The organism is Neobacillus sp. GCM10023253, assembly GCF_042653105.1.
Lineage (GTDB): Bacteria > Bacillota > Bacilli > Bacillales > Cytobacillaceae > Neobacillus > Neobacillus citreus.
The window spans coordinates 381,779-396,344 of record NZ_JBHSHV010000003.1; the positions used below are offsets into that span (position 1 = coordinate 381,779).

Annotated in this window: 13 protein-coding genes; all 13 read left to right on the forward strand. The window is 40.8% G+C overall.

What is annotated here, in order from left to right:
• Positions 1 to 138: 138 nt before the first annotated feature.
• The 13 genes from sucC to ACFPA1_RS02370 all read left to right on the forward strand — a co-directional run bounded on the left by sucC (position 139) and on the right by ACFPA1_RS02370 (position 14,540).
• The gene (gene sucC, locus ACFPA1_RS02310; protein ID WP_213140780.1) at positions 139 to 1,299 is read left to right on the forward strand and encodes an ADP-forming succinate--CoA ligase subunit beta; all 1,161 of its coding nucleotides are present in this window, start codon (positions 139 to 141) and stop codon (positions 1,297 to 1,299) included.
• Positions 1,300 to 1,322: 23 nt separating this feature from the next.
• A complete protein-coding gene (gene sucD, locus ACFPA1_RS02315) occupies positions 1,323 to 2,225 on the forward strand; it encodes a succinate--CoA ligase subunit alpha (RefSeq protein ID WP_213140779.1) in 903 nt (300 codons plus the stop codon).
• A gap of 82 nt (positions 2,226 to 2,307) precedes the next feature.
• Positions 2,308 to 3,186, forward strand: a complete 879-nt coding sequence (gene dprA / locus ACFPA1_RS02320) for a DNA-processing protein DprA (RefSeq protein ID WP_378581087.1) — start codon at positions 2,308 to 2,310, stop codon at positions 3,184 to 3,186.
• Between the two features lie 317 nt (positions 3,187 to 3,503).
• Complete coding sequence (gene topA, locus ACFPA1_RS02325; protein WP_213140777.1) at positions 3,504 to 5,582, forward strand: type I DNA topoisomerase; 2,079 nt, start codon at positions 3,504 to 3,506, stop codon at positions 5,580 to 5,582.
• Between the two features lie 151 nt (positions 5,583 to 5,733).
• Positions 5,734 to 7,038: an FADH(2)-oxidizing methylenetetrahydrofolate--tRNA-(uracil(54)-C(5))-methyltransferase TrmFO gene (gene trmFO / locus ACFPA1_RS02330; protein ID WP_213140776.1), complete on the forward strand. Its 1,305-nt coding sequence runs from the start codon at positions 5,734 to 5,736 to the stop codon at positions 7,036 to 7,038.
• Between the two features lie 328 nt (positions 7,039 to 7,366).
• Positions 7,367 to 7,909 (forward strand): ATP-dependent protease subunit HslV, encoded by a 543-nt coding sequence (gene hslV / locus ACFPA1_RS02335; protein WP_213116339.1) that lies wholly within the window; start codon positions 7,367 to 7,369, stop codon positions 7,907 to 7,909.
• Positions 7,910 to 7,928: 19 nt separating this feature from the next.
• Entirely contained in the window at positions 7,929 to 9,332 is a 1,404-nt protein-coding gene (hslU, locus tag ACFPA1_RS02340; protein WP_213140775.1) for an HslU--HslV peptidase ATPase subunit, read from the forward strand.
• An 89-nt stretch (positions 9,333 to 9,421) separates the two neighbouring features.
• Positions 9,422 to 10,201 (forward strand): GTP-sensing pleiotropic transcriptional regulator CodY, encoded by a 780-nt coding sequence (gene codY, locus ACFPA1_RS02345; protein WP_213140774.1) that lies wholly within the window; start codon positions 9,422 to 9,424, stop codon positions 10,199 to 10,201.
• Between the two features lie 192 nt (positions 10,202 to 10,393).
• Complete coding sequence (gene rpsB, locus ACFPA1_RS02350; RefSeq protein WP_213116336.1) at positions 10,394 to 11,098, forward strand: 30S ribosomal protein S2; 705 nt, start codon at positions 10,394 to 10,396, stop codon at positions 11,096 to 11,098.
• Between the two features lie 132 nt (positions 11,099 to 11,230).
• Positions 11,231 to 12,115 carry a translation elongation factor Ts gene (tsf, locus tag ACFPA1_RS02355; protein ID WP_213140773.1) on the forward strand — a complete coding sequence of 295 codons (885 nt, stop codon included), beginning with the start codon at positions 11,231 to 11,233 and terminating at the stop codon, positions 12,113 to 12,115.
• Positions 12,116 to 12,232: 117 nt separating this feature from the next.
• Positions 12,233 to 12,958, forward strand: coding sequence for a UMP kinase (gene pyrH, locus ACFPA1_RS02360; RefSeq protein WP_213140772.1), 726 nt, complete (start codon positions 12,233 to 12,235; stop codon positions 12,956 to 12,958).
• Positions 12,958 to 13,515, forward strand: coding sequence for a ribosome recycling factor (gene frr, locus ACFPA1_RS02365; RefSeq protein WP_213140771.1), 558 nt, complete (start codon positions 12,958 to 12,960; stop codon positions 13,513 to 13,515). The genes pyrH and frr overlap by 1 nt, the downstream gene beginning before the upstream one ends.
• Before the next feature lie 248 nt (positions 13,516 to 13,763).
• On the forward strand, positions 13,764 to 14,540 hold the full coding sequence (locus ACFPA1_RS02370; protein ID WP_213140770.1) for an isoprenyl transferase: 777 nt from the start codon (positions 13,764 to 13,766) through the stop codon (positions 14,538 to 14,540).
• Positions 14,541 to 14,566: the final 26 nt, after the last annotated feature.

Genomic DNA, 14,566 nt, shown 5'->3' on the forward strand with positions numbered 1-14,566 from the left:
TTGTATTATCTTACTAATTATTTTCCTTGATTTTTATATAAATATTATTTATAGCATAATGGTGGACAAGGTTTGTTTCATTATATAAAATGTAAACGGAGTCAAATTTTTTGAACAGTTTGATTAGGAGGATGGGAAATGAATATCCATGAGTATCAGGGGAAAGAAATCCTCAGAAAATATGGGGTAGCGGTTCCGAATGGAAAAGTGGCTTTCACTGTTGAAGAAGCAGTTGAAGCTGCGAAAGAATTAGGCACACAAGTATGTGTGGTAAAAGCGCAAATCCACGCAGGCGGACGGGGAAAAGCCGGCGGTGTTAAGGTTGCCAAAAACCTTGATGAGGTTCGTACATATGCCAGCGAAATTCTTGGTAAAACCTTGGTTACACACCAAACAGGACCTGAAGGTAAAGAAGTTAAGCGTCTCCTAATTGAAGAGGGCTGCGATATTAAAAAAGAATACTACATCGGATTAGTATTAGACCGTGCTACTTCCCGCGTGGTATTAATGGGTTCTGAAGAGGGCGGAACAGAAATCGAAGAAGTTGCCGCTAATACACCTGAGAAAATTTTCAAAGAGGAAATTGATCCAGGTCTTGGATTAATGCCATACCAAGCACGTCGTTTGGCATTTAATATCAATATTCCAAAGGAATTAGTCAATAAAGCTGTTAAGTTTATGACAGGCCTTTACAACGCTTATATTGAAAAAGATTGCTCGATTGCCGAAATCAACCCGTTAGTTGTAACTGGCGATGGTAACGTAATGGCTTTGGATGCAAAATTAAACTTCGATTCCAATGCATTGTATCGTCAAAAAGATGTTTTAGAGTATCGCGACCTTGAAGAAGAAGATCCAAAAGAAATCGAAGCTTCCAAGTATGACTTAAGCTATATTGCATTAGATGGCAATATCGGCTGTATGGTTAACGGTGCCGGACTGGCAATGGCTACAATGGATATCGTTAAGCACTATGGCGGCGAACCGGCAAACTTCCTTGATGTTGGGGGCGGTGCAACTGCTGAGAAGGTTACGGAAGCATTTAAAATTATCCTTTCCGATCCAAACGTAAAAGGTATTTTTGTTAATATCTTCGGCGGTATCATGAAGTGTGATGTCATTGCTGATGGAGTAGTAGAAGCAGCAAAACAAGTTGGCCTATCTATTCCGCTTGTCGTTCGTTTAGAGGGAACAAATGTTGACCTAGGTAAGAAGATCCTATCTGAGTCAGGTCTTAATATCACAGCTGCTGAATCCATGGCAGACGGCGCACAAAAAATCGTTTCATTAGTGAAATAGGATCAAGAGAAAGGGGAATTAACGTGAGCGTTTTTATTAATAAAGACACAAAAGTAATTGTTCAAGGAATAACAGGCGGAACAGCCCGTTTCCATACAAAGCAGATGCTTGAATACGGCACACAAATCGTCGGCGGAACTTCACCGGGCAAAGGCGGCCAAGAGGTGGAAGGTGTTCCTGTTTTCAATACTGTGAAAGAAGCAGTCGAAGCAACAGGCGCAAATGCTTCCGTTATTTATGTTCCAGCTCCATTTGCTGCAGATTCCATTATCGAAGCGGTTGATGCTGAACTAGATCTTGCTATTTGTATTACAGAGCATATTCCTGTATTGGATATGGTGAAAGTTAAGCGTTACATGGAAGGCAAGAAGACTCGCTTAGTGGGTCCAAACTGCCCTGGCGTGATTACAGCTGATGAATGTAAAATCGGCATTATGCCTGGCTACATTCACACTAAAGGACATGTTGGCGTTGTTTCCCGCTCTGGTACTTTAACATATGAGGCTGTTCATCAATTAACTCAAGCAGGTATCGGCCAGACAACTGCAGTTGGTATTGGCGGAGACCCTGTTAACGGAACAAACTTCATCGATGTATTAAAAGCATTCAATGAAGATCCTGAAACATATGCTGTTATCATGATTGGTGAAATCGGTGGAACAGCAGAAGAGGAAGCGGCACAGTGGGTAAAAGCAAACATGACTAAGCCTGTTGTCGGCTTCATCGGCGGACGTACTGCACCTCCAGGAAAGCGCATGGGCCATGCTGGTGCGATTATTTCCGGCGGAAAAGGTACTGCTGATGAAAAAATCCGCGTTATGAACGAATGTGGCATGAAAGTAGCTGCAACACCATCCGTAATGGGTGAAACTTTAATTGAAGTACTTAAAGAACAAGGCTTATACGAAAAGTGTAAAACTCACTAAAATACACCATGATAAACAGAAAGTCCCTCAAACTATGAGGGGCTCTTTCTGTTTAAAAAATTTAAAATGGAGGAAATTAACAGTGAATGAGTTTACTGAAAAACTAATCTCCCTGCTTCATTATCCTGATATATCGTGGCATTCGATCTATCAAATATTAAAAAGAGACCCGGGACTTGAATCTCTAAAATCTTATCAACCATTAGCCCAATTTAGCATGTTCCCTCCTCCGGCCTCCGCCATTGCTGCATACCCTGCAACCGAACCCTTTTATCCCGAAATCATTTATGACCAAATCCGCCAATACAAAACAAATGATATCTCCGTCATCACCGTATTTGACCCGCTGTATCCCCGTTATTTAAAAGAAATTTATCAGCCTCCTTGGGCAATCTTCGCAAAAGGTGACTTATCCCTGCTAGAGAAAGATCCGAAATTAGCTGTGGTTGGTTCTAGGCAAGCGACCCAGTACGGAAAAAATGCCATCCGTTTAATTTTCCCGGAATTAATTGATAATGGAGTGCTAATTGTCAGCGGCTTAGCAAAAGGTATTGATAAACTCGCCCATGAATACGCTATTAAAAATGGCGGAAAGACGATTGCTGTGATTGCCGGAGGGCTGTACCATATTTATCCAAAGGAAAATATGAATCTGGCATTGGAAATGATGAAAACACAGCTTGTTCTCTCTGAATACCCGCCGGATACACAGCCACAGAGATGGCATTTTCCAGCGCGAAACCGAATCATTAGTGGAATGTCACGGGGAACATTTATTATAGAAGCAAAGAGGAAAAGCGGCTCATTAATAACGGCCAATTATGCCGTTAATGAGGGCAGAGACGTTTTTTCACTTCCCGGAAGCATTTTTAATCCCTATTCAATCGGGGCAAATGAACTTATTCAGCAGGGAGCAAAACTTGTCACAAAAGCCGGGGATATATTAGAGGAAATAAGATAAAACTGTATTTTATTGAATAAATTTTAAATTTTTGCAGGGTTTTTTGTATAAATGAAGAAAAGTTAGGATAAAAAGGTTGAAATAATTTCTAATTTGTATTACATTTTCCAACATAAGTTCAAAAACTAGAATGAGACAATAATATTGAAAGTATTATATAAATAATTTGGGATATGGGAGTTTTGGAAAGTATTTCTTGAAGCAAAGTTGTCATAACTAGAATTTAGAAAACTTCTCAAAAAAATCGAGCATCTTAGAAGCAGGCTTTTGCCAGATTCGGGGCGCTTTCACACTTTCCCTCTTAAGGAGGAACATACATGTCGGAGTTTCTTGTCATCGTTGAATCGCCTGCAAAAGCGAAAACGATTGAGCGATATTTAGGAAAAAAATATAAAGTAAAAGCATCAATGGGACACGTCAGAGATTTGCCGCGCAGCCAAACGGGGGTTGATGTAAACAACGGCTTTGAACCGAAATATATTACGATACGCGGAAAAGGTCCTGTTTTAAAGGAATTAAAGACAGCAGCCAAAAAAGCCAAGAAAATTTTTCTGGCGGCCGACCCCGATCGAGAAGGAGAAGCAATCGCTTGGCATTTGGCGCATAGCCTTGATGTGGATATTAACTCGGACTGCCGGGTAGTATTTAATGAAATCACCAAGGATGCTATCCAGGAATCGTTTAAACATCCACGGCCAATCAATAAAGACTTGGTAGATGCACAGCAGGCCCGCAGAATTCTTGACCGCCTGGTGGGCTATAATATCAGTCCGCTGTTATGGAAAAAGGTCAAAAAGGGGTTAAGTGCGGGAAGGGTCCAATCGGTTTCCGTCAGATTAATCATTGACCGTGAAAATGAAATTAAAGCTTTCATTCCAGAAGAATATTGGACGATTGACGGCGAATTTTTAAAGGGGAAAGATCAATTCAGCGCTTCGTTTCATAGTCTTGTAGGACTGAATAAAACAGAAGTAAGCTCTGAAGAAGAGGTGCAAAAGATTCTGCAGCAAATGGAGGGAAACAAGTTCACGGTCATTGCCGTAACAAAAAAAGAGCGGCGCAGAAATCCTGCCCCGCCATTTATAACCTCCTCCCTGCAGCAAGAAGCAGCCAGAAAATTAAACTTTCGGGCCAAAAAGACAATGATGCTGGCACAGCAGCTGTACGAAGGAATCGAACTTGGCAAAGAAGGGACAGTCGGTTTGATTACCTATATGAGAACAGATTCCACCAGGATTTCTGAAATAGCTCAGGAAGAAGCGGCTAATTATATCAAGACTGAATATGGGGAGCAATTTCTAAAAACAGAGCAAAGGAAAGAGAAGAAACAGACAAATGCTCAAGATGCTCATGAAGCGATTCGGCCGACCAGCACATTCAGAGATCCGAGCAGTTTGAAGGAGTTCCTTTCAAGAGATCAACTGCGTTTATATAAATTAATTTGGGAACGGTTCTTAGCCAGTCAAATGGCCCAAGCTGTAATGGATACAATGAGTGTTGATTTACAAAATGGCAATGTGGTGTTTCGCGCTACCGGATCGAAAATAAAGTTCCCCGGCTTTATGAAGCTATATGTTGAAGGTACAGATGATCAAGTGGAGGAATCCAACAAAATGCTTCCTGACCTCAATGAAGGGGATGAAGTGTTCCAGAAGGATATTGAGCCGAAACAGCATTTTACCCAGCCGCCGCCTCGGTATACGGAGGCAAGGCTTGTAAAGACGCTTGAGGAACTTGGAATCGGCAGGCCTTCAACCTATGCCCCAACGCTCGATACAATTCAAAAACGGGGCTATGTAGCGCTCGACAATAAGCGTTTTGTTCCGACGGAGCTTGGAGAAATTGTCCACGAATTAATGGTAGAGTTTTTTCCGGAAATTGTGAATGTCGAGTTTACCGCCAAAATGGAACAGGATTTGGATAATGTTGAAGAAGGAAAAACACCGTGGGTAAAGATCATCGATGAATTCTATCAGGATTTTGAAGTTCACCTGAAAAAAGCGGAAAAGGAAATGCAGGAAGTTGAAATCAAAGACGAACCTGCCGGTGAAGACTGTGAAAATTGCGGCAGCCCGATGGTGTTTAAAATGGGCCGCTACGGCAAATTCATGGCTTGCAGTAATTTCCCGGACTGCCGAAACACAAAACCGATTGTTAAAGAAATCGGCGTTACCTGTCCTACTTGTAAAGAGGGAACAATCGTTGAAAGAAAAAGTAAGAAAAAGAGATTGTTCTACGGGTGCAGCCGCTTCCCAGAGTGCGATTTCCTATCTTGGGATAAGCCGCTTCCTAGAAACTGTCCAAAATGTGAGGGACTCCTTGTCGAGAAAAAACTCAAAAAGGGTGTCCAAGTCCAATGCGTATCCTGTGACTATAAAGAAGAACCGCAGAGCTAAGGAGTGGGAAATATTCCACTCTTTTTAATTTTTTTGAACATAAAACTTTTTTGTTTGTCATTCGTATAGTAAAATGCAAGATGGACTGAATTCGAGGGAATGGTAAAAAGTAAGGACTTATTTAATATTTGAATGTTTCAGGAGGATTAACATGGATATAACAGTAAACGTTGTCGGTGCCGGATTGGCAGGCAGCGAAGCAGCGTGGCAGCTCGCCAAGCGCGGTGTAAAGGTCCGTCTTTACGAAATGAGACCAGTCAAACAAACTCCAGCCCATCATACAGATAAATTTGCCGAACTGGTCTGCAGTAACTCGCTTAGAGCTAATACATTAACAAATGCAGTCGGTGTATTAAAAGAAGAAATGAGAAGGCTTGATTCTGTTATTATCTCTGCGGCTGATGCCTGCAGTGTTCCTGCCGGGGGGGCATTGGCTGTTGACCGTCATGAATTCGCGGCAAAAGTTACCGAAATGGTGAAAAACCATGAAAATGTGACAGTCATCCATGAAGAGGTCATAGATATTCCGGAAGGACTAACGGTCATCGCAACAGGCCCACTAACAAGTCCGGAATTATCGGCCAAACTGAAAAGTTTAACGAATGAAGACTATCTATATTTTTATGATGCAGCGGCGCCGATTATCGAAAAAGACAGCATTGACATGGATAAAGTTTATTTAAAGTCCCGCTATGATAAAGGGGAAGCGGCATATTTAAATTGTCCGATGACGGAAGAGGAATTTGATCGTTTTTATGAAGCTTTGGTCACAGCTGAAACCGTCCCTTTAAAGGAATTTGAAAAGGAAATCTTTTTCGAAGGCTGCATGCCGATTGAAGTAATGGCAGCAAGAGGGAAGAAAACGATGCTGTTCGGTCCATTAAAGCCAGTCGGGCTAGAGGACCCAAAGACAGGTAAAAGACCTTTCGCGGTTGTTCAGTTAAGGCAGGACGATGCAGCAGGTACGCTGTATAATATTGTTGGTTTTCAAACCCATTTAAAGTGGGGCCCGCAGAAGGAAGTGCTACAATTAATACCGGGTCTTGAAAATGCCGAAATTATTCGCTATGGCGTTATGCATCGCAATACCTTTATCAACTCACCAAAGGTGCTAAAAGCAACTTATCAATTTAGAAACCGGGAAAATTTATTTTTCGCTGGACAAATGACGGGTGTTGAAGGGTACGTGGAATCTGCTGCGAGCGGTTTAATTGCGGGAATTAATGCGGCAAGACTCGCGACGGGAATGGAAACTGTAGAATTCCCAGCGGAAACGGCAATCGGCAGTATGGCGCGGTATATTACTTCTGCAAACCCGAAAAGTTTTCAGCCGATGAACGCCAATTTCGGATTGTTTCCTGAACTGCCTGTGAAAATAAGAGGAAAGCAAGAACGGAATTTGCAGCATGCTAATAGAGCGTTAGAAACAATTCAGAACTTTGTGAAAGTTTTGTAAAATTTATTGCAAGGGCTATTGAATTGTGATACGATTTAGAAGCCCTTGTGATAGAAAATGTTGATAATTGTGAATGTTTTGTTAACATTTTTGATTCGTTATTTACAACTGGACAGGAATTGCGCAAAATACTAAGGGACTTATTCAGCTTTTTTATAGTGATTTTGTTATGTTCATGGCTGAGCAAAAGGTGAAGAAAAATGTATAGAAAAAAACATCCCAGGGTATAAATGAATACAGTTTTCATAATTATCTTGTAGAAGGATTTTTTTACATACTTTACTTTGAACTAAAAGAAAAAACTCCAAAAATGAAGGAGGATATCTTAATGGAACAATTTCATGCCACCACGATATTTGCCATCCATCATAATGGCGAGTGCTCAATGTCCGGTGATGGCCAAGTTACCATGGGCAACGCTGTTGTGATGAAACATACAGCTCGCAAGGTTAGAAAGATATTTAATGGGAAGGTATTGGCAGGCTTTGCTGGTTCTGTAGCAGATGCTTTTACTCTTTTTGAATTGTTTGAAGGAAAGTTAGAGGAATTTAACGGGAATCTTCAAAGAGCAGCAGTAGAGCTTGCAAAAGAGTGGCGAAGTGATAAAGTCCTAAGAAAACTGGAAGCCATGCTGATTGTGATGAATCGTGAAAGTTTGCTGCTTGTGTCCGGCACAGGTGAAGTTATTGAGCCCGATGATGGAATTCTTGCAATTGGATCAGGCGGGAACTATGCATTATCAGCAGGTCGCTCATTAAAGAAATATGCCGGAGATCATTTATCGGCTAGGGAAATTGCGAAAGCATCGTTAGAAATCGCTGCTGAAATCTGCGTCTATACAAACCATAATATTATCGTGGAAGAGCTATAGCGGGAAGGAGCTAAAAATAATGGTCAGAACAACCAATTTAACCCCCCGGCAAATTGTTGAAAAGCTGGATCAATATATTATTGGCCAAAAGGATGCGAAGAAAGCCGTTGCGGTAGCCCTAAGAAACCGATACAGAAGGGGCCTTCTGGACGATAAGCTTCGAGATGAAATTATCCCTAAAAATATCTTAATGATTGGCCCGACTGGTGTTGGGAAAACGGAAATTGCCCGGAGAATTGCGAAGCTTGTCGGTGCACCATTTGTTAAGGTGGAAGCAACGAAGTTTACCGAAGTCGGCTACGTTGGTCGTGATGTAGAATCCATGGTTCGTGATCTGGCAGAAACATCTGTCCGTCTTGTAAAGGAAGAACGGATGCTAAGCGTGAAAGAACGTGCTGAAGAAAATGCTAACAGCAGACTTGTTGAACTTTTGGTTCCATCAGCGAAAAAATCATCTAACTATAAAAACCCGCTCGAAATGTTATTTGGCGGCGGGAACAATGCAAACGAGCAGGAAACACACCAAGAGGATTATTCTATCCAGGAAAAAAGAAAGATTGTCAAAGAAAGATTGGCACTTGGTCAAATGGAGGATGAAATTGTCACGGTTGAAGTGGAAGAGCAGGCGCCTTCCATGTTTGACATGCTCCAAGGCTCAGGTATTGAACAAATGGGGATGAATATGCAGGATGCCCTAAGCAGCTTCATGCCGAAAAAGCGCAAAAAAAGAAAACTTACTGTTCGAGAAGCAAGAAAAGTATTAACGAGTGAAGAAGCTGCGAAGCTGATTGATATGGATGAAGTAACATCTGAGGCCATTTATCGCGCCGAGCAAAACGGAATCATTTTTATTGATGAAATTGATAAAATTGCCAGCAAAAATAATGGCGGCTCCTCGGCAGATGTTTCCAGAGAAGGTGTGCAAAGGGACATTCTGCCAGTGGTTGAAGGTTCCACAGTGGTAACAAAATTTGGGCCGATTAAAACCGACCATGTCTTATTCATTGCTGCGGGTGCCTTTCATATGGCGAAGCCTTCCGATTTGATCCCGGAATTGCAAGGGCGTTTTCCAATCCGGGTGGAATTGACAAAGCTTACAGTCGATGACTTCTTTAGGATTTTAATCGAACCGGACAATGCTTTAATAAAGCAATATCAAGCATTATTGGAAACAGAAGGTATACAAATTGAATTTTCTGACGATGCTATTCGTAGAATAGCTGAAGTAGCATTTGAAGTGAATCAGAATACCGACAATATCGGTGCCAGACGGCTTCACACAATCCTCGAAAAACTATTAGAGGATCTATCCTTCGAAGCACCGGATATTACGATGGATAAAATCACCATAACACCTCAATATGTTGACGAGAAGCTAGGCGCTATATCGAAAAACAAAGATTTGAGTCAATTTATTCTTTAAGTTCGTATCTTATTACCTAATACGTTGCAAAAATCGTATTACCAATAAAAATTTAATAATGGTTGTAGTTATTTAGGAGGAAGAAACAGATGGATTTACTTACAAAAACAAGAAGAATTAATATTTTGCTGCAAAAGGCAGCAGGCAAACCGGTAAACTTTAAAGAAATGGCAGCAACATTAAGTGAAACCATTGAAGCAAATGTTTACATCGTCAGCCGCCGTGGGAAGCTACTCGGGATTACGATTTATCAGCAAATCGAAAACGAACGTATGAAAAAAATGTTCGAGGATCGTCAATTTCCGGAAGAGTACACAAACAATTTGTTCGCAATTACTGAAACATCCCCGAATTTGGATGTAGATAGTCAATATACAGCTTTCCCTGTGGAAAATAAGGATTTATTCCGTGAAGGTTTAACAACAATTGTTCCGATTATTGGCGGCGGTGAACGTCTTGGCACATTAATCCTGGCAAGATTGCATGATAAGTTCAATGATGACGATTTAATCTTGGCTGAATATGGTGCAACTGTTGTCGGAATGGAAATCCTTCGTGAAAAATCTGAGGAAATTGAAGAGGAAGCACGAAGCAAAGCTGTTGTGCAAATGGCCATCAGCTCCTTATCTTACAGTGAGTTAGAAGCCATTGAACATATTTTTGAAGAGCTAAACGGTAATGAAGGGTTATTAGTCGCTTCAAAAATTGCAGACCGTGTAGGAATTACCCGCTCCGTTATTGTCAACGCTTTAAGAAAGCTCGAAAGCGCTGGAGTTATCGAATCCCGCTCCCTTGGAATGAAAGGAACTTACATTAAAGTTCTTAATGACAAGTTCTTGGTCGAGCTTGAAAAATTAAAATCACATTAATGTTTTAAAGGATTCCCGGCAGGAGCCGGGAATTTTTTTGAATCTAAACCTTGATTGTTTAATGGCTATGTGCTATATTATTTCATGGTGTTATTACACACGCTTGTTGATTTAGGCAGAGGGTGCTTAACTTTAAGTCCTGCTTAAAGATGAGATAAGCGGAGGAAAACAAACCATTAGGAGGAAAAAAACATGTCAGTAATTTCTATGAAGCAATTGCTTGAAGCTGGTGTACATTTCGGACACCAAACTCGCCGTTGGAATCCAAAGATGAAGAAATATATCTTCACAGAGCGTAACGGCATCTACATCATCGACCTTCAAAAGACAGTTAAGAAGGTAGAAGAAGCTTATAACTGGGTTAAGGAACTTGCTGCAGAAGGCGGTACAGTCCTTTTCGTTGGTACAAAGAAACAAGCTCAAGATTCTGTTAAAGAAGAAGCAGCTCGTTCTGGTATGTACTATGTTAACCAACGTTGGTTAGGTGGTACATTAACAAACTTTGAAACAATTCAAAAGCGTATCGGCCGCTTAAAAGATATTGAAAGAATGTCAGAAGACGGTACTTTTGAAGTATTACCTAAGAAAGAAGTTGTTCAACTTAAGAAAGAACAAGAACGTCTTGAGAAATTCTTAGGCGGAATCAAAGATATGAAACAGCTTCCAGATGCATTGTTCATCATCGACCCTCGTAAAGAGCGCATTGCAGTAGCAGAAGCTAAGAAATTGAACATTCCTATCGTAGGTATCGTTGATACAAACTGCGATCCTGATGAAATCGATGTTGTTATCCCAGCAAACGATGACGCAATCCGCGCTGTTAAATTATTAACTGGCAAAATGGCGGATGCTATCTTAGAAGCTAAACAAGGCGAAGAAGTAGCTGTAGAAGCGTAAATTTATAGCCTTATCTAAAAAAGGTGATAAGAGGGAGACCCTTTATCACCTTTTTTTAAAGAATGAAAGTTTAACCCGGGTCTCATTGGTAAAGATATGAATACATAGTTAATTGAAGGAGGATATTAAATTATGGCAATTACTGCTCAAATGGTTAAAGAATTACGTGAAAAAACTGGCGCAGGCATGCTTGATTGCAAAAAGGCGTTGACAGAATCAGACGGTGACATGGACAAAGCAATTGACTATCTACGCGAAAAAGGTATCGCAAAAGCTGCTAAGAAAGCAGACCGTATCGCGGCAGAAGGCTTAACTTCCATTTCAACAAATGGCAATGATGCTGTTATCCTAGAAGTAAACTCCGAAACTGACTTCGTTGCGAAAAACGAAGGCTTCCAAACACTTGTAAAGGAGCTTGCTGAACATTTACTTAAGAACAAGCCTGCTACAGTGGAAGAAGCATTAGCACAAACAATGGAAAACGGTGCAACAGTTGATGCTCATATCAATGCGGCAATCGCAAAAATTGGTGAAAAACTATCTCTTCGCCGCTTTACAGTAGTTTCTAAGACAGACAGTGATGCATTTGGCGCTTACCTTCATATGGGCGGACGCATTTCTGTATTAACTGTTCTTGAAGGTTCTACAGATGCCGATGCTGCAAAAGATGTTTCTATGCACATCGCTGCGTTAAATCCAAAATATGTTTCCCGCGATCAAGTTTCTCAAGAGGAAGTAGAACATGAGCGTCAAGTATTAACTCAGCAGGCACTTAACGAAGGCAAGCCTGAAAATATCGTGACTAAAATGGTTGAAGGCCGCCTTGGCAAATACTTTGAAGATGTTTGTGTTCTTGACCAGGCATTCGTTAAAAATCCTGATCAAAAGGTTCGCCAATTTGTTGAATCTAAAGGCGCTACAATCCGTGAATTCATTCGCTACGAAGTAGGCGAAGGTATCGAAAAGCGTGAAGATAACTTTGCTGAAGAAGTAATGAACCAAGTGAATAAAAAATAGTCAATTATTCTCGGGCTAAAAGGTTTGAAGTATTTGTAATTGATGTTTGAATAGGGGACACGCTGTGTTCCCTATTTTTTAAGATGAAAAAAGTTAGAATTTTTTATGGAGGTTTATATGAACGGTCCTAAGTACAAACGCGTTGTGTTAAAATTAAGCGGAGAGGCTCTTGCTGGTGATTCGGGCTTTGGAATTAAACCATCTATCATCAAATCAATTGCCACTCAAGTAAAAGAAATTGCCGAGCTCGGTGTAGAAGTGGCTGTTGTTGTCGGCGGCGGCAATATTTGGCGCGGGAAGATTGGCAGTGAAATGGGGATGGACCGGGCAACTGCTGATTACATGGGGATGTTGGCAACGGTAATGAACTCTCTTGCGTTACAAGACAGTTTAGAGCACTTAGGGATTGAATCACGGGTACAAACCTCAATTGAAATGCGTCAAGTTGCAGAACCTTACATAAGACGCCGTGCGATCAGACACTTGGAGAAGAAGCGGGTAGTCATTTTTGCAGCAGGAACAGGAAATCCGTATTTCTCGACAGATACAACAGCGGCCTTAAGAGCAGCTGAAATTGATGCGGAAGTTATCCTGATGGCGAAGAATAATGTCGATGGTGTTTATTCTGCTGACCCACGTGTTGATGCCAACGCTGTAAAATATGATGATCTTTCATTCCTTGATGTTTTAAAGGAAGGCTTGGCAGTTATGGATTCAACTGCATCATCCCTATGTATGGATAATGATATTCCACTTATTGTCTTTTCTATCATGGAGCAGGGCAATATCAAAAGGGCCGTTATGGGTGAAAAAATCGGAACGATTGTTAGGGGGAAAAACTAATGGCAAAAGAAGTCATCAATTCCGCAAAAGAAAGAATGGCAAAAGGAATTCAAGCTTATACTCGCGAGCTTGCCAGCATTCGTGCCGGCAGAGCGAGTGCTTCACTTTTAGATCGAATTACAGTCGATTATTATGGGGCGCCAACGCCTGTTAATCAGCTGGCGGGAATCTCGACTCCGGAAGCCCGGTTATTGGTCATCCAGCCATATGATAAAACAATCCTTGGCGATATTGAAAAAGCGATTCTGAAATCGGATTTAGGCTTAAATCCTTCCAATGATGGTTCTATCATTCGGCTTGCAATTCCCCAATTAACAGAGGAGCGCCGTAAAGAATTGGTAAAAGTGGTGAAGAAGGAATCAGAAGAAGCGAAAATCGCGATCCGTAACGTTCGCCGCGATGCCAATGATGAGTTGAAAAAGCTTGAAAAAAATGGTGAAATTACAGAAGACGCCCTGCGCGGATTCTCTGATGATATTCAAAAACTTACCGATGATCACATCCATAAAATTGATCAAATCACAAAAGATAAAGAAAAAGAAATTATGGAAGTGTAACGTAAATAATAAAGAATGACCCTCTTTTTAGGGGGTTTTTTCACTATTAATAGAAAAATTTTAAAATACATAAGTTAGGATTGTTTGACATTATTCTTAATTCTTTCTATTTTACATAGTATGAAATGAGATATCTTTTTTCTTTTTTGGTATGATATAGGCATGTTGAATTTAAATCTATTACATACTATAACAAGTTCGATGAAGTTTATTATCGGAGGAAAGCTAATAATGGAGGAGCGCTTGCCATGTTAAATAAAATAAAAATCTGGAAGAACCAAAATAACTCTTCCACACTCCGAGATAAAATTGAAGAAATTAAAAAATTGCCGGTACCGGAACATGTGGCCATCATTATGGATGGAAATGGCCGATGGGCTAAAAAACGGGCACTGCCGCGCATTGCCGGTCATCATGAAGGGATGAAGGTTGTCCGAAAAACAACTATGCTGGCCAATGACCTTGGGCTAAAAGTGCTGACATTGTATGCTTTTTCCACAGAGAATTGGAAAAGGCCAAAAAATGAAGTGGATTATATTATGAAGCTTCCGGAGGAATTCCTAGGAACCTTCCTTCCAGAATTGGTGGCCAATAATGTTCAAGTGAAAATGATGGGCTATAAGCATCAACTGCCAAAACATACTTTAAATGCCATTGAAAAGGCGATGGAACAAACAAAGAATAATACAGGACTTGTGTTAAACTTTGCTTTGAATTATGGAAGCAGGGCTGAGATTCTTGATGCGGTGAAGCAAGTCTTAAATGATTATAATAGTGGCATACTGAAGGAAACCGATTTAAATGAGGAGGCATTTTCCTCCTATCTAATGACTTCCAATTTCAAAGATCCTGACCTATTAATCCGGACAAGCGGCGAAATTCGCTTAAGCAATTTTATGTTATGGCAGTTAGCCTATTCGGAGTTTTGGTTTACTGATGTGTTGTGGCCCGATTTCAGTGAGGATCATTTGTTAGAAGCAATCGAGGTGTTTCAAAAGCGCCAGCGTCGATTTGGAGGAATATAAATTTGCAGTCAAAAAAGGTGTTGAAA

What these genes read in the sequence shown, in the direction of transcription:
- hslU (WP_213140775.1), top strand. Translation starts at nt 7,929, where the DNA reads ATGGTCAGAACAACCAATTTAACCCCCCGGCAAATTGTTGAAAAGCTG.
- pyrH (WP_213140772.1), top strand. Translation starts at nt 12,233, where the DNA reads ATGAACGGTCCTAAGTACAAACGCGTTGTGTTAAAATTAAGCGGAGAG.
- topA (WP_213140777.1), top strand. Translation starts at nt 3,504, where the DNA reads ATGTCGGAGTTTCTTGTCATCGTTGAATCGCCTGCAAAAGCGAAAACG.
- sucC (WP_213140780.1), top strand. Translation starts at nt 139, where the DNA reads ATGAATATCCATGAGTATCAGGGGAAAGAAATCCTCAGAAAATATGGG.
- rpsB (WP_213116336.1), top strand. Translation starts at nt 10,394, where the DNA reads ATGTCAGTAATTTCTATGAAGCAATTGCTTGAAGCTGGTGTACATTTC.
- ACFPA1_RS02370 (WP_213140770.1), top strand. Translation starts at nt 13,764, where the DNA reads ATGTTAAATAAAATAAAAATCTGGAAGAACCAAAATAACTCTTCCACA.
- trmFO (WP_213140776.1), top strand. Translation starts at nt 5,734, where the DNA reads ATGGATATAACAGTAAACGTTGTCGGTGCCGGATTGGCAGGCAGCGAA.
- hslV (WP_213116339.1), top strand. Translation starts at nt 7,367, where the DNA reads ATGGAACAATTTCATGCCACCACGATATTTGCCATCCATCATAATGGC.
- codY (WP_213140774.1), top strand. Translation starts at nt 9,422, where the DNA reads ATGGATTTACTTACAAAAACAAGAAGAATTAATATTTTGCTGCAAAAG.
- frr (WP_213140771.1), top strand. Translation starts at nt 12,958, where the DNA reads ATGGCAAAAGAAGTCATCAATTCCGCAAAAGAAAGAATGGCAAAAGGA.
- tsf (WP_213140773.1), top strand. Translation starts at nt 11,231, where the DNA reads ATGGCAATTACTGCTCAAATGGTTAAAGAATTACGTGAAAAAACTGGC.